Here is an 18,827-nt window from a genome sequence, read left to right as displayed (position 1 = left end):
GAACGGACGGGGACGCTGCGCCCCCATTCGGTTTAGGAGAACATCAGCGGGGCCTGTGGTTCCAGAGTGAAGGCAGGAAATCTCCGGCGCGTAAGCCGCGTCCGCCGCGTCCGCGCCCCGGGACGGCCCTAGGCGTCGCGCCGCCTGAGCAGCAGGTAGCCGCCGACGAGGGCCGCCGCGCACCACAACGCCATGATCCCCAGGCCGCCCCAGGGCCCGTACGGCACGTCGTCGCCGAGCGTCACCACCTGCATGATCCGCGAGCCGGCCTGGTCGGGGAGGTACTGGCCGACCTTCTTGGTCGCCGAGACCGCGCCGAGGATCGGAGAGAGCAGGAAGAAGAAGGGCATCAGCACGCCGAGCGCGAGCATCGGCGAACGCAGCATCGCGGCCACGCCCATCGAGAAGACGGCGATCAGCGTCATGTACAGCGCGCCGCCCACCACCGCCCGCAGCACGCCCTCGTCGCCGAGCGCCACCCGGTACGGGCCCAGCACCGCCTGGCCGAGGAGGAACGAGGCGAAGGCGGTGACCAGCGACACCACGAACGCCGGCACGGTCGCCACGGCCAGCTTGGAGGCGTAGAACGTGCCGCGCTGCGGCACAGCGGCCAGCGAGGTGCGGATCATGCCGGTGCTGTACTCGGTGGACACCACCAGGACGCCGAAGACGATCATCGCCAGCTGGCCGAGGCTCATGCCTGCGAAACTGATGAAGGTCGGGTCGAAGGTGGCGCGGTCCCTGGCCGGCATCGTCCCGTACTCCCGGCGGGTCAGCCAGGAGATCAGCACCCCGAGGACGACCGTCACCACCAGGGCGACGGAGAGCGTCCAGACGGTGGAGGACACCGACCGGATCTTGGTCCACTCGGAGCGGAGGACCTGCGCGACGGCCATGCTCAACCCTTCTTCCAGTCGGCGCCCCACGGCGCCCGTTCGCCGGCCGCGGGAGTGCCGCTGTGCGCGGGAGTGTCGCTGTGCGCGTGGTACTCGACCGACTCCGCCGTCAGCCGCATGAACGCCTCCTCCAGCGAGGCCTGCTGCGGACTCAGCTCGTGCAGCACCAGGTTGTGCCGGGCGGCCAGTTCGCCGACCTGCTCGGAGGCCACCCCGTCGAGCTCCAGCGTGCCGCCGGTCTCCATCGCGGTCAGACCTGCCGAGCGCAGCACGTCCAGGAACCGCTCCCGCTCGGGCGTGCGCACCCGGACGTAGGAACGGGAGTTGCGCTCGATGAAGTCCGCCATCGACAGGTCGGCCAGCAGCCGGCCCTGCCCGATCACCACCAGGTGCTCGGCGGTCAGCGCCATCTCGCTCATCAGGTGTGAGGAGACGAAGACGGTACGGCCCTCGGACGCCAGGCGCTGCATCAGGGTGCGGATCCAGTGGATGCCCTCGGGGTCCAGCCCGTTGACCGGCTCGTCGAACATCAGGATCCGCGGGTCGCCCAGCAGCGCGGCGGCGATGCCCAGGCGCTGCCCCATGCCCATGGAGAACCCCTTGGACTTCTTCCTCGCCACCGCGGTCAGCCCGACCACGTCCAGCACCTCGTGCACCCGCCGCTCGGGCAGGCCGTTGCTCTGGGCGAGGCACAGCAGGTGGTGGTAGGCGCTGCGGCCGCCGTGGTTGGCGTTCGCGTCGAGCAGCGCCCCTATCGTCCGCAGCGGGTCGTGCAGTTCGGCGTAGCGGCGGCCGTCGATGCGGACCGCGCCGGAGGTGGGGTGGTCCAGGCCGAGGATCATCCGCATGGTGGTGGACTTGCCGGCGCCGTTGGGTCCGAGGAAGCCGGTGACGATGCCGGGCCGCACCTCGAAGGTCAGGTTGTTCACCGCGACCTTCTCGCCGTACCGCTTGGTGAGCCCCTCCAGCGCAATCATGGCCACCACCGTAGGGGGGCGCGGGATGCGGTGCCAGCGGAACGCGCGGCCGCGTGCCGGGCACGCGGAAGGCCCGCACCGCGGGGGACGGTACGGGCCTTCCGGACAGGGCCGCGGGTGCGGACCCGCGGGTGCGGACCGAGGGTGCGGGCCGAGGGTCAGCGGGTCTGCTGGGCCGGGACCGTGCGGACCGGCTCCTCGTCGGCGGGGGAGCTCGCCGCCGCGACGGCCGCGCCGGTGAGGGTCGCCAGCATCTCGCGCACGTTGGTCAGCTGCGCGTTGATCGAGTCGCGACGGTTGGTCAGCGCCGCCAGTTCGCGCTCGGATTCCGAACGGATCCGGTCGGCCTTGGCGTTCGCGTCCGCGACGATGTCCTCGGCCTGGCGCTGCGAGGTCTCCACCGTCTGGCGGGCGCGGCGCTCGGCGTCGGTGCGCAGCTTCTCGGCCTCCAGACGCAGCTGCTCGGCGCGGTGCTCGATCTCGGCGAGGCGCTTCTCCGCCTTGGCCTGACGCGAGGCCAGGTCCCGCTCCGACTGCTCCCGGCGCTTGGCCAGGTTGGTCTCGAAGTCGGCGGCGGCCTGCGCGGCCTTGGCGCGGGTGTCCTCGAAGAGGGCGTCCGCCTCCTCACGCTTGGCCTGGGCGTCCTTCTGCGCGTCCGAGCGCAGCTGGGACGCGTCCGACTTGGCCTTCTCGACGATCCGCAGACCCTCGTCGTCCGCCTTCGCCCTGCGGTCCACCGCGTACGACTCGGCGTCGTTGCGGACCTGCTGGGCGGCGGCCTCGGCGAGCTCCCGGTGCTGCTCGGCGGCGCGACGGGCCTCCTCGCGCAGGTCCTTCGCCTCCTCCTCGGCGAGACGGAGGATCTTCTCGACGCGGGCGCCGAGGCCGGCGTAGGACGGCTCCGACTCGTCGGGCTGCGCCTGGACGTTCTGCGTCTCGAGGTGGAGCTCCTCGATGCGCTTCTCCAGCGCGGTGATGCGGGCGAGCGCGCTGTCACGGTCGGAGACGAGCTTCGAGATACGTTCGTCCACCTGAGCGCGGTCGTACCCACGCCGGACCAGCTCGAAGCCGTAGGGGGAAGTGTCGCTCATGGGGTTCCTGTCGAAAGAGACCGGTGAGGTGATAGGGGGAATCCTAGGCTGCCGGGCGGCGTGTCATCGAGCGGAAAGCCCGATTCATCGGGAGAATGCCGCCCTGTTCGGGTGGAAATCGCCGGTCTTGACCTGGGTTACAACGGTCGGACCGTCCCAAGGACACCGAAATTCACCCACCGCTCAGTTGTCGGACGACTTGCCACCCGATCGGGTGTTCCCCGCCGAGGCCCCCGCCTTGACGCCGGTGTCCTTGCCGGCGCCGGGCACCTCGAAGGATTCCAACGCCTCCAGCACGTCCTGGACACGGGAGATCTCGGCGTTGATGTCCTCGCGGCGGCGCACCAGCACCTCGAGCTCGCGCTTGCCCTCCTCGACCGTCCGCTCGGCCTCGGCGACGGCGTCCGCCTTGATCTTCTCCGCCTCGGCGACCAGCGACGCCTTCTTCTGCTCGGCGCCCTTGAGCAGCTCCTCCGCCTTCCGCACGGCGGCGATCCGGACCTTGCCGGCCTCGGAGTTCGCCTCCGCCAGCAGGTCCTTGGCCTTGGCCTCCGCCTTGGCCAGCTGCTCCTCGGCCGCCTTGATCAGCGCGTCGCAGCGCTCGCCGGCGGACTTCATCGTCTCGGCCGTCTCGCGGCGGGCCCGCTCGTGCAGCTCCTCCACCTCGGCCGTGATCCGGTCGCGCAGCTCCTCGGCGCGCTCGCGGATCGCCGTGGCGTCCCGGCGGGTGCCGACCAGCAGCTCGTCGGCGTCCTTGCGGGCCTTCTCCACCAGGGAGTTGCCCTCGACCGTCGCCTCGGAGACCAGCCGGTCCGCCTCCTGACGGGCCGCGCCGACCATGGTGTCGGCCTGCGCCTCCGCGTCCGCGGTGGTCCGCTGGGCCTGCTGCTGCGCGTCGGCGAGCAGCTTGTCGGCCTCGGCGGCCGTCTCGGCGATGAGGACGTCGACCTGCTCGGCCGCCTCGGAGCGCCGCTTGTTGGCGTCCTGACGGGCCTCGTCCAGGGTGCGTTCGGCCTCCTCGCGGGCCGCCGTGGTGAGCCGGTCGGCCTCGGCCTCCGCCTTCTCGCGCAGCCGGCGGGACTCCTCGCGGGTGCGCTCGGCGCGCTCCTGCGCGGTGGCCACCGTCCGCGCCGCCTCGGCGCGCAGCCGCTCGCTCTCGGCGGCCGTCTCGGAGGCGAGCCGCTCCGCCTCGCCGCGGGCCTCGCCGATCAGCCGCTCGCTCTCGGCGACGGTCTCGGACGTGAGCCGCTCGGCCTCGCCGCGGGCCTCACCGATCAGGGTGTCCGCCTGGGTCGCGGCCTCGCCGCGGATCCGGTTGGCGTCGTCGCGGGCCTCGGCGCGCGTCCGGGACGCCGTCCGCTCCGCCTCGGCCGTCGTCTCGGCGGCCTCCTCGCGGGCCCGGCGGGCCTTCTCCTCGGCCTCGGTGCGCAGCCGCTCCGCCTCGGCAGCCGCCTCCGTGACGGTGCGCTCGGCGAGCGCCTTCGCGGCGTCCGACTCCTCACGGGCGGAGCCCAGGATGCGGCTCGCGTCCGCCGCGGCCCGCTCGCGCTCGGCGTAGGCGTCGGAGCGGACCCGGTCCGCCTCCTCCTCGGCCTCCTTGCGGGCACGGTCGGCCGCCACCTCGGCGGCGGTGCGCAGGCCCTGGATCTCCTCCTGGGCCTGCTCGTGCAGCCCGGCCACCGACTCGCGCACCTGCTGGGCGTGCTGCTCGGCCGCCGACACCATCTCGTTGGAGCGGCGCTCGGCCTCCTCGACCAGACGCAGCGCCTCGGCCTGCGCCTCCTCGACCCGCTTGCGGGCCGAGGCGAGCAGTTCCTCGCTCTGCTCGCGGGCCCGCTCGCGCTCCTGGCCGGCCTCCTCGCGGGCGGCGCCCAGGAGTTCCTCGGCCTCGCGGCGACGGCGGGCGGCCTCCTCCTGCGCGGCGGCCAGGGTCTCGGCGGCCTCGGTCTCGATGCGCTCGGCGGCCGTCCTGGCCTCGGCGCGCAGCCGGTCGGCGGTCTCCTGGGCGTCCGTCTTCAGCCGCTCGGCCTCGGTGGCGGCCTCGGTGCGCAGCCGGACGGCGACCGACTCGCCCTCGGCGCGTGAGGCGGCCGCGTCACCGGCGGCCTCGGTGCGCAGCCGCTGGGCCTCCTCCTCGGCCTGGGCGCGCAGCGAGGCGATCCGCTCGGCGGCCTCGGTGCGCAGCCGCTCGGTCTCCTCGGCGGTCTCCCGGCGCAGGCGCTCGGCCTCGGCACGGGCCTCGGTCAGCGCCTCCTCGGCGGCCGTGTGCCGCTCCTCGGTCTCGGTGCGCAGTCGGTCGAGCTCCTCGGCCGCCTCCGCCTTGCGGGCCTGGGCCGCGGCCTCGGCCTCCTCGCGCAGCGCGCGGGCGGCCTCCTCGGCCTCGGTGCGCACCTCCTCGGAGCGCTCGGCGGCCTCCGCCTTGAGCCGGTCCGCCTCGGCGCGGGCGCGCTCCAGCGCCTCGTCGGCCTGGCGGCGCAGCGCGGTGGCGCGGGTGAGGGCCTCGGTGCGGGTCTTCTCGCTGTCGGCGGTGGCGGTCTGCCGCATGTCGTCGGCGTCGGCCTTGGCCTTGGCGAGCAGCTCCTCGGCCGACTTGGCGGCCTCCTCGATCTGCTGGACGGCCTCCTTGCGGGCCTCCTGCCGGATCCGCTCGCCCTCGGCGACCGCGTCGGAGCGCAGCTGCTCGGCCTCGCCGCGCAGGCGGCGGGCCTCCTCCTGCAGCTCGACCGTGCGGGCCCGGTACTCCTCGGTGTCGTCCTTGGCGCTGCCCTTGAGCTGCTCGGCGATCTCGTGCGCCTCGGCGCGCAGCCGGTCGGCCTCGGACTCCGCCTCGGTGCGGATCCGCTCGGCCTCGTCGGCGGCGGCCCTGGTGGTCTTCTTCGCGTCCTCGGAGGCCTTGGTGAGGACCTCCTCGGCGGTGCGGGCGGCCTGGGCGAGCTGGGTGGCGCTCTCCTCGGCGGTGGCCGCGCGGGCCCTCTCGGAGGCCTCGGCGACGATCTTCTCGGCCTCGGCGCGGGCGGCGGCGACGATCTGCTCGGCCTCGGCCTTGGTGGTCTCGGCCTCCTCGTTGGCCTCGCCGACCAGCCGGGCGACCTGCTCCTTGGCCGTGCGGATGCGCTGCTCCTGCGCGGCCTCGGCGCCGGCGAGCGCCTTGGTGGCGGCCTCCTTGGCCTCCGTGACGACCTTGTCGGCCTCGGTGCGGGCGGTGCGCAGGGCCTCCTCGGCCTCGGCCATCCGCTGCTCGGCGGCGCGGCTGAGCTCGGTGGCCTGACGGCGGGCCGTGTCGGACTCGGCGACCGTGGTGGTGCGCAGCCGCTCCGCGTGCTCGGTGGCCTCCTGGGCCTGGGCGGAGGCGGCGTTCAGCAGGCGCTCGGCGTCGGTGCGGGCACGGCGCAGGATCTGGTCGGCCTCCGAGCGGGCGGCCTCCGCCTCGCCGGACAGCCGCTGACGGGCCTCGTTGACCAGCCGCTCGGCCTCGGCACGGGCGGCCGCCATGGCCTGCTCGGCCTCCGCGCGGGACTCCTCGAGGAGCCGGCGGGCCTGCTGCTCGGTGCGCGAGCGCAGCTGCTCGGCCCAGGCGACGTTCTCGTTGACGTGCGACTCGACGGTCGCGCGGCGCTCGGCGAGTTCCTGGTCGAGCTGCTGACGGCGGGTGACCGCCTCGGAGTGCAGCTCGCTCTGCAGACGGGCCGCCTGCTCGGCGTGCTCCTGGAGGATCCGCTGGGTCTGCGCCCGGACCTGGCTCAGCTCGCGCTCGGCGTCCTGCCGCAGCTGGTCGGCCTGCATCTGGGCGTTCCGCAGCAGCTGTTCGGCGTGGTAGCCGATGTCGCCGCCCTCGAAGGGGGGCCGGAACATGAGGGTGCGGCGCGCCTCGTGGAGCTTGGCGCGCAGCACCTCGACCTGGTAGCCGAGATCCTCGGCGTGCTGGATCGCCTTCTCCCGCTCGGTCTTCAGCCGCTTCATCTCGGCCTCGAACCGAGTCAGGTGGTCGACGTCATCCGCCGGTTCCCGCTCCTGGCTTTCGTAGCCCCGCACAGCGCGGTCCCATCCGTCCCCTGGTCGCAAGCGTGTCAACGAGCTCCGTCCAGTCGGTCGGACGGGGCCCCCGGGGAGTGGTGTCGGACTCGCTGGGCAAGGGCTGCTGCCTGCCCGCGCGCCCCCCGATACCCGGACCCCGGCCCGCGGCCGTCACTCCGCCGGAGACCCGGGAAGAGACGACCGCCCCCACCCTACCGGCCCCTTTCGGGGGAGGTCAGTGGTCCGCGGACTCGGAAGGGGCCGAAGTGACCAGTTCTGTCAGGACTCCGTGGCAGTCCTTGGGGTGCAGGAAGGTGATCCGGGAGCCCATCGAACCCGTCCGCGGCTCCTCGTAGAGGACCCGGACGCCCTTGTCCTTGATGTCCGCCGCGTCCGCGTCGACGTCGGCGGTGCCGAAGGCGATGTGGTGCACGCCCTCGCCGTTCTTGGCCAGCCACTTCGCGACGGTGGAGTCCTCGCGGGTGGGTTCGAGGAGCTGGAGGTAGGAGGCGCCGCCGTCCGACGTATCGTTGATCTTGAGCATGGCCTCGCGGACCCCCTGTTCCTCGTTGATCTCGGAATGGAAGACCTCGAAGCCGTACGTGGCCCGGTAGAACTCCACGGTCCGATCCAGGTCGAAGCAGGCGATTCCGATGTGGTCGATTCGCGTCAGCATGCGGTCCAGTGCAGCGTGCACGGAGCGGTTACGCAACGTGCGCGCGATCACACCCGCGGCACGGTGACGCCCCGACTACCGCTCAGTACATTCGGAGAAACCCTCACGTCAATTCCACGGCCGGTCCGGCCGGAAGGGACGCCATTCCATGTCCGTTCAGAACAACGCGGTCGGAACCAACAGCTCGGTGATCGTCGCGGGTGCGCGCACGCCCATGGGGCGACTGCTGGGCTCGCTGAAGAACTTCTCCGGCGCCGACCTCGGCGGCTTCGCCATCAAGGCCGCCCTCGACCGTGCGGGGATCGGGGGCGACCAGGTCCAGTACGTGATCATGGGCCAGGTGCTGCAGGCCGGCGCCGGCCAGATCCCGGCGCGCCAGGCCGCCGTCAAGGCGGGCATCCCGATGAACGTGCCCGCGCTCACCATCAACAAGGTCTGCCTCTCCGGCCTCGACGCGATCGCGCTGGCCGACCAGCTGATCCGGGCCGGCGAGTTCGACATCGTCGTGGCCGGCGGCCAGGAGTCGATGACCAACGCCCCGCACCTGCTGCCGAAGTCCCGCGAGGGCTTCAAGTACGGCGCGGTCCAGATGCTCGACGCGATGGCCTACGACGGCCTCACCGACGCCTTCGAGAACATCGCGATGGGCGAGTCGACCGAGAAGCACAACACCCGCCTGGGCATCGAGCGCGCCGAGCAGGACGAGATCGCCGCGCTGTCGCACCAGCGGGCCGCCGCCGCGCAGAAGAACGGCGTCTTCGACGCCGAGATCACCCCGGTGGAGATCCCGCAGCGCAAGGGCGAGCCGGTCGTCTTCAGCAAGGACGAGGGCATCCGCCCCGAGACCACCGCGGAGTCCCTCGGCAAGCTGCGCCCCGCCTTCTCCAAGGAGGGCACCATCACGGCCGGCTCCTCCTCGCAGATCTCCGACGGCGCCGCCGCCGTCGTGGTGATGAGCAAGGCCAAGGCCGAGGAACTGGGCCTGGAGTGGATCGCCGAGATCGGCGCCCACGGCAACGTGGCCGGCCCGGACAACTCGCTGCAGTCGCAGCCGTCCAACGCCATCGCGCACGCGCTGGGGAAGGACGGCCTGGAGGTCTCCGACCTCGACCTGATCGAGATCAACGAGGCCTTCGCGGCGGTCGCCGTGCAGTCAATGAAGGACCTCGGCGTTTCCTCGGAAAAGGTGAACGTCAACGGCGGCGCGATCGCGCTCGGTCACCCGATCGGCATGTCCGGCGCCCGTCTGGTGCTGCACCTGGCGCTGGAGCTCAAGCGGCGCGGCGGCGGCGTCGGCGCGGCCGCGCTGTGCGGCGGCGGCGGTCAGGGCGACGCGCTGATCCTGCGCGTGCCCAAGGCCTGACCCTCCCTTCGGGTGCCTGGCCCGGCCCTTCGGGGTCCGGCCGGGTTCCGCCCGTCTACGATCCCGTTGGTCCCTCACCTGAACGGAGCTGTTGGATGCAGGACGTCGCCTCGCTGGTCGCCCAGGCGCGGGAGGGCCGGCCGCGGGCCGTGGCCCGGCTGATCTCCCTGGTGGAGGGGGCGTCCCCGCAGCTGCGGGAGGTGATGGCCGCGCTCGCGCCGCTGACCGGCGGCGCGTACGTGGTCGGGCTGACGGGATCGCCGGGCGTGGGCAAGTCGACGTCCACCTCGGCGCTGGTGACGGCGTACCGCAGGCAGGGCAAGCGGGTCGGCGTGCTCGCGGTCGACCCGTCCTCCCCCTTCTCCGGCGGCGCGCTGCTGGGCGACCGGGTGCGGATGTCGGAGCACGCCTCCGACCCCGGCGTGTACATCCGGTCCATGGCCACCCGGGGGCACCTGGGCGGCCTCGCCTGGGCGGCGCCGCAGGCGATCCGGGTGCTCGACGCCGCCGGGTGCGACGTGGTGCTGGTGGAGACGGTGGGCGTGGGGCAGTCCGAGGTGGAGATCGCCTCGCAGGCCGACACCTCGATGGTGCTGCTCGCGCCGGGCATGGGCGACGGCATCCAGGCGGCCAAGGCCGGAATCCTGGAGATCGGCGACGTCTACGTCGTCAACAAGGCGGACCGGGACGGGGCGGACGCCACGGCCCGGGAGCTCAACCACATGCTGGGCCTCGGCGAGGCGCGGGAGCCGGGGGACTGGCGGCCGCCGATCGTCAAGACCGTCGCCGCGCGCGGTGAGGGCGTCGACGAGGTCGTCGAGGCGCTGGAGAAGCACCGGGCGTGGATGGAGGAGCGCGGGGTGCTCCAGCAGCGGCGGCTCGCGCGGGCGGAGCGCGAGGTGGAGACCATCGCGGTCACCGCGCTCCGGGAGCGGATCGGGGACCTGCACGGCGACCGCCGCCTCGGCGTCCTCGCCGAGCGGATCGTCGCCGGCGACCTCGACCCGTACCGCGCCGCCGACGAACTGGTGGCGGGCCTCACCGCGTCCTGACCCCGGGCGGGTGGCTGACGGCCGACGGCACGAAGACCGACACCCTGCTCCGCGCCCGCCCGGGACTACGGCCTCGAGCGCTGGGAGCGGAGGTGACCGGCGATGGGGGTGAGGGCGGCGGAGAGGGAGTCGAGGGCCTCGGCGGGGAGCAGGTCGAGGAAGTGGCGGCGCACCGAGGCGACGTGGTGCGGGGCGACCTTGCGCATCGTCTCCAGACCCGGCTCGGTCAGCACGGCGAACAGCCCACGCCGGTCCGACTCGCAGTTCTCCCGCCGCACCAGCCCCGCGTTCTCCATCCGGGTGATCTGGTGCGACAGGCGGCTCTTGGACTGCATGGTCGCCGCGGCCAGGTCGCTCATCCGCAGCCGCCGCCCCTCCGCCTCGGAGAGGTTGACCAGGATCTCGTAGTCGTTCATGGTCAGGCCGAACGGCTGCAGGTCACGCTCCAGCTGGTGCGTGAGCAGCCGGTTGACCTCCAGATGGGTGCGCCAGGCGCACTGCTCCTCGGCCGTCAGCCACCTCGTGTCCGTCTCGCTCTCCATGGACCCCAGTCTACCTAAGATGTTGAAATCCGGACTACTGGGGGAGGTCCACCGGAGGCGAACGCGAGACGGATCACACCGTCGGACTCAGAGACCGAACCGCCGCTGCAGATCGCCCAGCTGTCCGGGCATCCGCGGCATGCCCGACCCGAGCGGACCCTGCCCCCCGGTACCCCCGTGCCCCGCACCGCCGCCCGGTACACCCGGTTCGTGCGGGACCGCCCCGGTCGCCTGCTCCGGCATCAGCGTCTCGCTGGACTGCAGCAGCACCGTCCCGGCCCCGACGAACTCGAACTGGTGCTCCTCGCCGCTGGCCCCGCCGAGCCCGGTCATCGCGCGCAGGCCGCCCATCACACCTCGCACGTACCCGTGGTCGTAGTGGTGGCACGGCGACGGGCAGTCGGCCCAGCCGACCAGGGCCTGCGGATCCACCCGCATCGGCGGCTCCATGAAGACCACCGGCCCGTTGGACGCGGCGACGAACTTCCCGGTGCCGATCAGCGTGAGGAAGCCGGGCACGATGGACTGCTTGAGCGCCAGGCTGGGCTGGTAGGCGAGCAGGTTGCCGGCCCGGATGGTGAGGTTGCCCTCGTCGAGGTCGAAGGAGTTCACGTCGAAGGCCCGGTCGGCCAGCAGCATCTTGCCGGAGCCCTGCGCCACCACCCAGTCGCCCGCGTGCAGCGGGGAGTGGAAGCTGGTGCGCACCAGGCGCTCCAGCGCCCCGTGGCCGATGCCGTTGAACTCGATCTGCCCGTAGTAGGCGATCATCTTGCCCTTCTGCAGGAACCACTGGGAGCCCTTGAGCTCCACGCAGAAGGTGTACGGGTTGACGTTGTCGTCCGCCGGGAGCGTGGCGGGGTCGAAGACCGGGACGGTCACAGCTTCTCCTCCGAGGCCTGGACGTACACCGTGCCGCTGCCGCTGAGCTCCAGCTGGAAGGCCTCGCCGGAGCCGCGGCCGAGCATGTCGCGCCAGCCGAGCGCCGTGGACAGCTTGTTGCGCAGGTCGCCGCGGTGGGCGACGTAGGCCTGCGGGTCGACGTGGACCGGGCGCTGCGGGCTCACCTGGAGCTCGAAGACGCCGCCGTGGGCCATCACGGCGACCGAGCCGTGGCCCTGGAGGGTGGTGGTGAACAGGCCCTGCCCGGTGACCTGGCCGCGGACCATGCCCATCACGCCGCCCTGCGAGCCCATGAACATGGTGCCCTGGCGGAGCGTCCCGTCGAAGGCGAGCAGCCGGTCGGCCTCGACGTACAGGGTCTCGCCGGTGAGCCCCACGACGTGCACCTGGTGGCCGCCGTGGCCGAACAGCACCGTGCCGTTGCCCTCGACCGTCATCAGTGGCGTCGCCTCGTTGGCGACGCGGCGGCCGATCATGGAGGCCAGGCCCCCCTGCCCGCCCTGCAGGTTGGGGGTGAAGGAGACCTCGCCGCGGTAGCCCAGCATCGCGCCGCGCTGGCTGTACATGGTCTGCCCCGGCAGGACCGTGGCCTCGACCATCTTGGAGTTGACCTCGCGGAACGGCATCAGACGTCACCCGCGATCGTGTTGCGCTCGCTCGGCTGGACGTACACCAGGCCGTCCCCCTCGAACCGCATCTGGAAGGCCTCGCCGCCGCCCTCGCCGAGGAAGGTCCGGAAGGTCACCCCCGACTGCAGCGTCTGCCGCAGGTTGCCCTGGTGGGCGACGTAGGCCCCCGGGTCCACGGACAGCGGGTACTGCGGTGAGACCCGCAGCACCACGGCCGGCCCGTCGGAGATCAGGGCCGCCTGACCGTGTCCCTCGACGGTGGTGGTGAACAGGCCGTTGCCCTGGGAGGCGCCGCGCAGGCCCGTGAAGGTGGTGCCGGTGCGCAGCCCGGCGTCGGTGGCCAGCAGGTTGCTGGACTCGACGTACAGCTTGTCGCCCCGCAGGCTCACCAGGTTGATCTCGGACGCCCGGTCCGCGAACCAGCAGGTGCCCCGCCCCTTCACCTCCATCAGCGTCATCTGTTCGCCGGTCAGCCGGCGGGTCACCATGCCGCGCAGGCCCTCGCCCCCGCCGCTGAGTTTTTTGAAGGCCATCTCCCCGTCGTAGGCGACCATCGACCCGTTCTTCGCGTGCACGGAGTCCCCGGTCATCTCGACGGCGAGTACCTTGCTCCCCTGAAGTCGGAACATCGCCACCAGGCGACGGTATCCGCAGGCGGGCCCGGGGGACAGGCCGGGGCGAGGTCCGTGGCCCCGAAAATCCCCTTAGGGGTCGCGAAAGGACGGTTCGGGAACCTGTGGTGCCCCTCACCCGTTGAGCCGACCAGGGGATGCCACAATGGGCGAGGCCCGCTTGTGCGCGCATTCACAAGGTGTGACGTTCTTCCGACCTAAGGTGATCCGTGGACCTCAAGACCGCTGCCGCCCTCCGCCGCCTCCGCCTGGTGTCGGCGCCCGAGGCGGTGTCCTTCCTCCTGCTGCTGGTGTGTTCGGTCCTCAAGCGCACCACCGAGTTCAACGCCGTGCCGGCGCTGGGCGCGATCCACGCGGTGCTGTGGATCCTGTACGTCCTGTTCTGGGCGGACGCCTGGTACCGGGCCAAGTGGTCGTTCGGGACCGGCGCGCTGTACTTCGTGCTCGGTGTGCTGCCGTTCGGCGGGTTCTACGCCGAGCGCCGGCTGCGGCGTGAGACGGAGGACGCGGTCATCGCGGCGCGGGCCCGCAAGGAGATGACGAAGGGAACGGCGGCAGCATGATCGTCGCCTTTTCCGTGACGCCGCTGGGCGTGGGCGAGGACGTCGGCGAGTACGTCGCCGACGCCGTCCGCGTGGTCCGCGAGTCCGGTCTGCCGAACCGTACCGACGCCATGTTCACCTCCGTCGAGGGTGAGTGGGACGAGGTCATGGACGTCGTCAAGCGCGCGGTGGCGGCCGTCGAGGCGCGCGCGCCGCGGGTGTCCGTGGTGCTCAAGGCAGACATCCGCCCCGGTGTGCGGGACGGGCTGACCTCCAAGGTCGAGACGGTGGAGCGCCAGCTCGCGGCGGACTGACCCGCACCCTCTCCACCCGCGCCTCACCCGTGCGAGAAGCCCCGGCCCCTGCGGCCGGGGCTTCTCGCGTGGCGGCGCGCTCGCGGGCGCGCTCTCGGGTGCGTCCGCGGGTCGTGTGCCCGTCGCTCCCGCCGTATTGAGCGACTGCTCAAACGGGTGTACGTTTCTGCTCTCGGCACTTGAGCGGTCGCTCAAACGCAGGGCAGGGAGGGGGAGTTCACGGTGGGGATCTACGTGGAGGCCGCGGTCGGCGCGGACTTCGACGAGCTGTGGCGGCTCACCCAGGACCCGGCCTGTCACCAGCGCTGGGACCTGCGCTTCACGGAGATCCAGCCGCTGCCCGGGCCGGAGGGCGCTCCGGTGCGGTTCCGCTACACCACCCGGGTGCTGCCGGGGTTCAGCGTCGCCGGCACCGGCGTCTCGGCGGGGGAGCGGGAGCGGCCCGACGGCACGCGCACCTCCGCGCTGCGCTTCTCCTGTCCGCACCCGCTCTCGCCGCTCGCCGAGGGCAGCGGCTACTGGCGCTACGTGCCGGACGGCGACGGGGTGCGCTTCCTCACCGGCTACGACTACCGCCCGCGCTGGGGACGGGCCGGCGCCCTGCTCGACCGGCTGGTGTTCCGCCGTCTGATGGGCTGGGCCACCGCATGGTCCTTCGACCGGCTGCGGCTCTGGCTGGAGCGCGGGATCAGCCCGGAGCGCGCGCTGCTGAACTGGATCGCCGAGATGGCCGTGCGCGCCCTGGTGATCGCCGCCTCCTGCGCCGTGCTGCTGGCCGGGCCGCTGCAGATCGCCGCGCTGACCGGGCCGCTGGGCCCCGGGACCGTCTTCGCGCTGCCGCTTGCGGCCGCCGTCGCCCTCACGCTCGCCCTGATCAAGACCCCGCTGCCCGGCACCCCCGCCGCCCGCCGCTGCCTGCGCACCCCGCCCCTGCGGGTGCGCGCCCCCCGTCTGCTCCTGCGTTTGGAAGGGCCCATGTCATGAGCCACGGCTCGATCTTCCGCCGTGTGATGGGCGCGGACTTCGGACGGCTCCACCCCGAGCTGCGGCGCCGGTTCTCCGTCGGCCTGGACAGCGGCGAGGCCTGTGTCGGGACCGGGGTGATGGACCGGATCTGGCACGGCGGCCGCTTCGTCCGGCCGTTCCTGGCGCTCGGTGCCACCCGGAACATCCTGGTCCCGAGACAGGGACGGAACGTGCCCTTCGTGATCGAGAACGTTCCCTACACCGACTCCTTCGGCCGGGAGACGGTCAGCTTCGTGCGGACCTTCCAGCTGGCCGACGGTCCCCGCCGCTTCGACGCGCAGATGGTCATGGGGCCGCGCGGCGACCGGGTGCTGGACTACCTGGGCACCCACCAGCACCTGGCGAGCGACCTGTACCTCGCCGCGGGGGACGAGGGCGAACTGATCATCCGTTCCGGCGAGCACCGGTTCCGCGAGGGACCGCTGGACCTCCGCGTCCCCGGGCTCGTCGGCGGCGAGGCGGAGGTGCGGGAGGCGTTCGACGACAGCACGGGGCGCTTCTCCATCCGGGTCCGTGTGGTCAATCGGTACGTCGGCCCGCTCTTCGGCTACGAGGGCTCCTTCACCGCCGAGTACACCGAGGCCGCCCGCCACGGCGTGCGCGCCGGGCTGCGGCCGGTGCGAGAGGAGGCCCGGGCGTGATCCCCGCGGACCGGGACGCGGCCCCCGGACCGGGCCCCGGCGCGGAGCGGGGGGATGCGGGCGGAACCGCCGGCGCGGGCGCCTCCCAGGCGGCGGGAGCGGTGCCCGACACCCGGACCCGGCTGCTGGAGGGGACCCTGCACACCCTCGCCGAGCACGGCATCGCCAAGGTGTCCGCCCGGTCCGTGGCGGCCGCGGCCGGAGTGAACCAGGCGCTGGTCTTCTACCACTTCGGGTCGATGGACGAGCTGCTCGCCGCCGCCTGCCGGCACGGCGCAGAAGAGCGGGTCGCCCGCTACCGGGAGCGGCTCGCCGAGGTGACCTCGCTGTCCGGGCTGCTGGCCCTGGGCCGGGAGATCCACGACACCGAGCGCGCCTCCGGCCATGTGGCGCTGATCGGCCAGATGCTGGCCGGCGCCCAGACCCACGCCCGCCTCGGGCCGGCCACCGCCGCCGGGCTCGACATGTGGATCACCGAGATCGAGCGGGTGCTGCGCCGGGTGCTGGCGGCCACCCCGTTCGGCGAGTTCGCCGACCCCGAGGGGCTGGCACGCGCGATCGCCGCCTCCTTCGTCGGCCTGGAGCTCTACGAGGGCGCCGACCCCGAGGGGGCGACCCGCGCCCTGGACGCCCTCGAGCGGCTGGCGGACCTGGTCTCCGCCGTCGACGCCCTGGGCCCCGTCGCGCAGCGCGCGGTCCGCGCCCACCTGCGCCGCAGCGTCGCTCGCCCCAAGCGGTCGTCCCCTTCGGCCGAACGAGCGGTTTCCGGTCCCGGGCCGACCGACACGCCGTAGCGCCGGGAACCTCGCCGGTCACCGGGATTACCGGGCCGCCGCCGGTCCGCCGCCCCCCGGTCGCCCCTCCCGCGGCCTTCCGCGCCCGGACGCGCCCAAGTCGACAGCTCCAGGAATATCCACTTTTGTGTGGATAGCATCTTGTCCGTTCCTGATCGCCGATCTTCGATCTCCGAACCCCGGGCTTCGAATTCTCGATCAGCGAAGCGCGGATTCGATCATTGGAGGGTGCTGTGCTGCCGGAGGGCTACGACTACGACACCCACAGCCGACTGGCGGGCCCGCTCAGCGAGCCACCCGCCGACGAGCCCTACCGAGTGCGGTACACGTCGCTGCTCGGACGCGAGCCCCATCGGTGGCGCGCCGTCGCGATGATGGCGCTCGCCCCGCTGCTCACCGGCCTGCTGCTGGTCTACCTGGTGTGGCCCACGCACTGGGTGCAGCGCGACGAGACCCAGCTCTGGCTGGCCGTGCTCGACGTGGCCATGCTGATAGGGATCGGGCTGATCGAGTTCTTCATGGTCGTGAACGTCTTCTCCGTCGCCCACGCCACGATGGTCGCCCGCGATCCCGTGCCCGTGACCCCCGCGCCCGGCACCCGGGTCGCCTTCATCACCACCTACGTACCCGGCAAGGAGCCGCTGTCGATGCTCCGCGCCACCCTGGAGGGCGCGACCCGCATCACCCACGACGGCCACCTGGACGTCTGGCTCCTCGACGAGGGCGACGACCACGAGGCCAAGGCCCTGTGCCGGGAACTGGGCGTGCGCCACTTCTCCCGCAAGGGCGTCGACCGCTGGAACCGCCCCACCGGCCACCACAAGGCGAAGACCAAGCACGGCAACTACAACGCCTGGCTGGACGCCCACGGCGACGAGTACGACTTCTTCGCCTCCGTCGACACCGACCACGTGCCGCTGCCCAACTTCCTGGAGCGGATGCTCGGCTACTTCCGCGACCCGGACGTGGCCTTCGTGGTCGGGCCGCAGGTCTACGGCAACTACACCAACCCCGTGACCAAGGCCGCGGAGTCGCAGCAGTACCTGTTCCACGCGCTGATCCAGCGCGCGGGCAACCGCTACCGGGCGCCGATGTTCGTCGGCACCAACAACGTCGTGCGGATCTCCGCCGTGAAGCAGATCGGCGGCCTGTACGACTCCATCACCGAGGACATGGCCACCGGGTTCGAGCTGCACCGCACCCGCAACCCCGGCACCCGGCGGCGCTGGCGCTCGGTCTACACCCCGGACGTGCTGGCCGTCGGCGAGGGCCCGACCTCGTGGACCGACTTCTTCACCCAGCAGATGCGGTGGTCGCGCGGCACCTACGAGACGCTCTTCAAGCAATTCTGGAAGGCGCCGTTCAGCATGCCGTACGGCCGGCTGTTCCAGTACTCGCTGATGGTCTGCTACTACCCGATGACCGCGGTCAACTGGTTCCTGGGCGTCTTCAGCTGCGTCCTGTTCATGTGGTTCGGCGCCTCCGGCACCTCGGTCTCCACGTCGGTGTGGCTGATGCTCTACAGCGACGCCGCCGCCCTGCAGATCGGCCTCTACCTCTGGAACCGGCGGCACAACGTCTCGCCGCACGAGCCGAAGGGATCCGGCGGTCTCGCCGGGATGGCCATGTCGGCGATCTCCGCGCCGATCTACCTGAAGTCCTTCACCGCCGCTCTGACGCGCCGCCCGTGCCGCTTCGTGGTCACCCCCAAGGGCGGCGACAGCAGTGCGGACCGGCTGCTCACCTTCCGGGTGCACCTGTTCTGGGCGGCGGTGCTGGCCGTCTCGCTGGTGGCCTCCGAGATGCTCGGCCACACCCACGCGGCGATGCGCACCTGGGCGGTGCTCGCCCTGGTGATCGCCCTCTCCCCGGTCGTGATCTGGCAGGGCACGGTGATGGCCGAGGCCCGCCGCCGCCGGGCCGCCACCCCGGTCACCGTGCCGGTCACGCTGCCCGACACCGCGCCGGTCACCGCGGCCGACGTCACCGCCGTGCCCGCCGCGTCGCAGGGCGCGGACGCCACGCCCGCGCCGGAGCCGGTCCCGGTGGGCGCCCCGGCGGAGCCCGAGCCGGCCGCCGCACCGGAACCGCCGGCGCGGCCCGTGCCGGTCGCCGCACCGGCCGCCGTTCCCGTCGGGGCGGCGGCGAGCCAGGAGGCGCCCGTCCCGGCCGATCCCGCGCCGGAGCCCGTCCCGCCCGCCGACGTCCGCCCGTCGCAGCCCTTCGTCGAGCCGCTGCAGCCCGTGCTGCCGGCCATGTACCCGGTGCCCGCGCTGCAGGCCACGTCCCTGCCGGTGCACGCCGTGCTCGGTGAGCGGGCCGCCGGGACCGGTCACGAGCCCGGGCAGCCGGGCCGCCGTCCGCTGCCGGCCTTCGCGGGCGGCCCCGCCGCTGCCGCGCTGCCCGCGCCGCCCGTCGGCGCCGGTCTCGCCGGCGCGGTGCTCCCCACCGGCTCCGCGGGGACGGCCGCCGGCTCCGCCGTCGCGACCGCGACCTCGGTGGTGACGGCCGCCACCACCCCCGACCGGACCCCGCTCACCGGCGGCGCCCAGGACGGGAAGCCGACGATGATCTGACTCGGTGGATCTCGTAGGCCCCCACGAGAAGTGGGGCCCGCGCCCCCGGGGGGGGGGGGGGGGGGGGGGGGGCGGCGGGGGGGGGGGGGGGGGGGGGGGGGGGCGGGGGGGGGAGCCCCGACGGTCAGGGGTGGGCGCGGCAGGGCCGGCGGGGCCACCACA

16 protein-coding genes and 1 pseudogene are annotated in these 18,827 nt (G+C 73.0%); 8 read left to right on the top strand and 9 right to left on the bottom strand.

Annotated elements, in window-relative coordinates; genetic code table 11:
- Positions 1–128: 128 nt before the first annotated feature.
- The 5 genes from ACFRAV_RS25805 to mce all read right to left on the bottom strand — a co-directional run bounded on the left by ACFRAV_RS25805 (position 129) and on the right by mce (position 7,654).
- Positions 129–896: an ABC transporter permease gene (locus ACFRAV_RS25805; RefSeq protein WP_382558634.1), complete on the bottom strand. Its 768-nt coding sequence runs from the start codon at positions 894–896 to the stop codon at positions 129–131.
- 2 nt (positions 897–898) lie between these two features.
- Complete coding sequence (locus ACFRAV_RS25800; protein ID WP_382558633.1) at positions 899–1,873, bottom strand: ATP-binding cassette domain-containing protein; 975 nt, start codon at positions 1,871–1,873, stop codon at positions 899–901.
- Positions 1,874–2,031: 158 nt separating this feature from the next.
- Positions 2,032–2,964: a cellulose-binding protein gene (locus tag ACFRAV_RS25795; RefSeq protein WP_382558632.1), complete on the bottom strand. Its 933-nt coding sequence runs from the start codon at positions 2,962–2,964 to the stop codon at positions 2,032–2,034.
- 183 nt (positions 2,965–3,147) lie between these two features.
- On the bottom strand, positions 3,148–6,996 hold the full coding sequence (scy, locus tag ACFRAV_RS25790) for a polarized growth protein Scy (RefSeq protein WP_382558631.1): 3,849 nt from the start codon (positions 6,994–6,996) through the stop codon (positions 3,148–3,150).
- A 217-nt stretch (positions 6,997–7,213) separates the two neighbouring features.
- On the bottom strand, positions 7,214–7,654 hold the full coding sequence (gene mce / locus ACFRAV_RS25785; protein ID WP_351111812.1) for a methylmalonyl-CoA epimerase: 441 nt from the start codon (positions 7,652–7,654) through the stop codon (positions 7,214–7,216).
- Between the two features lie 148 nt (positions 7,655–7,802).
- Between mce and ACFRAV_RS25780 the strand changes: the two genes are divergently transcribed.
- Both ACFRAV_RS25780 and meaB read left to right on the top strand, forming a co-directional pair.
- Complete coding sequence (locus ACFRAV_RS25780; protein WP_382558630.1) at positions 7,803–9,017, top strand: acetyl-CoA C-acetyltransferase; 1,215 nt, start codon at positions 7,803–7,805, stop codon at positions 9,015–9,017.
- Between the two features lie 95 nt (positions 9,018–9,112).
- On the top strand, positions 9,113–10,069 hold the full coding sequence (gene meaB / locus ACFRAV_RS25775; protein ID WP_382558629.1) for a methylmalonyl Co-A mutase-associated GTPase MeaB: 957 nt from the start codon (positions 9,113–9,115) through the stop codon (positions 10,067–10,069).
- 65 nt (positions 10,070–10,134) lie between these two features.
- Here the strand turns inward: meaB and ACFRAV_RS25770 are convergent, their stop codons facing one another.
- The 4 genes from ACFRAV_RS25770 to ACFRAV_RS25755 form a co-directional block, all read right to left on the bottom strand.
- Positions 10,135–10,611: a MarR family winged helix-turn-helix transcriptional regulator gene (locus ACFRAV_RS25770; RefSeq protein ID WP_382558628.1), complete on the bottom strand. Its 477-nt coding sequence runs from the start codon at positions 10,609–10,611 to the stop codon at positions 10,135–10,137.
- Between the two features lie 87 nt (positions 10,612–10,698).
- Positions 10,699–11,490 carry an AIM24 family protein gene (locus ACFRAV_RS25765; protein WP_382558627.1) on the bottom strand — a complete coding sequence of 264 codons (792 nt, stop codon included), beginning with the start codon at positions 11,488–11,490 and terminating at the stop codon, positions 10,699–10,701.
- Positions 11,487–12,137, bottom strand: a complete 651-nt coding sequence (locus tag ACFRAV_RS25760) for an AIM24 family protein (RefSeq protein ID WP_382558626.1) — start codon at positions 12,135–12,137, stop codon at positions 11,487–11,489. Before ACFRAV_RS25760 ends, ACFRAV_RS25765 begins: the two co-directional genes overlap by 4 nt.
- Positions 12,137–12,769, bottom strand: coding sequence for an AIM24 family protein (locus ACFRAV_RS25755; protein ID WP_382558645.1), 633 nt, complete (start codon positions 12,767–12,769; stop codon positions 12,137–12,139). The genes ACFRAV_RS25760 and ACFRAV_RS25755 overlap by 1 nt, the downstream gene beginning before the upstream one ends.
- A 212-nt stretch (positions 12,770–12,981) precedes the next feature.
- Between ACFRAV_RS25755 and ACFRAV_RS25750 the strand changes: the two genes are divergently transcribed.
- The 6 genes and pseudogenes from ACFRAV_RS25750 to ACFRAV_RS25725 form a co-directional block, all read left to right on the top strand.
- Entirely contained in the window at positions 12,982–13,335 is a 354-nt protein-coding gene (locus ACFRAV_RS25750; protein WP_382558625.1) for a DUF3817 domain-containing protein, read from the top strand.
- Positions 13,332–13,628, top strand: coding sequence for an MTH1187 family thiamine-binding protein (locus ACFRAV_RS25745; protein WP_382558624.1), 297 nt, complete (start codon positions 13,332–13,334; stop codon positions 13,626–13,628). Before ACFRAV_RS25750 ends, ACFRAV_RS25745 begins: the two co-directional genes overlap by 4 nt.
- Before the next feature lie 222 nt (positions 13,629–13,850).
- Positions 13,851–14,612, top strand: a complete 762-nt coding sequence (locus tag ACFRAV_RS25740) for a hypothetical protein (protein ID WP_382558623.1) — start codon at positions 13,851–13,853, stop codon at positions 14,610–14,612.
- Positions 14,609–15,295 (top strand): DUF4166 domain-containing protein, encoded by a 687-nt coding sequence (locus ACFRAV_RS25735; RefSeq protein WP_382558622.1) that lies wholly within the window; start codon positions 14,609–14,611, stop codon positions 15,293–15,295. The genes ACFRAV_RS25740 and ACFRAV_RS25735 overlap by 4 nt, the downstream gene beginning before the upstream one ends.
- 101 nt (positions 15,296–15,396) lie before the next feature.
- The gene (locus ACFRAV_RS25730) at positions 15,397–16,089 is read left to right on the top strand and encodes a TetR/AcrR family transcriptional regulator (RefSeq protein WP_382558644.1); all 693 of its coding nucleotides are present in this window, start codon (positions 15,397–15,399) and stop codon (positions 16,087–16,089) included.
- Between the two features lie 233 nt (positions 16,090–16,322).
- Positions 16,323–18,098 (top strand): annotated as a pseudogene (locus ACFRAV_RS25725) (glycosyltransferase family 2 protein); the annotation flags it as partial.
- Between the last annotated feature and the right edge of the window lie 729 nt (positions 18,099–18,827).

The organism is Streptomyces sp. NPDC056600, from assembly GCF_042792855.1.
Lineage (GTDB): Bacteria > Actinomycetota > Actinomycetes > Streptomycetales > Streptomycetaceae > Streptomyces.
This window is presented reverse-complemented; position numbering and strand designations above follow the sequence as displayed.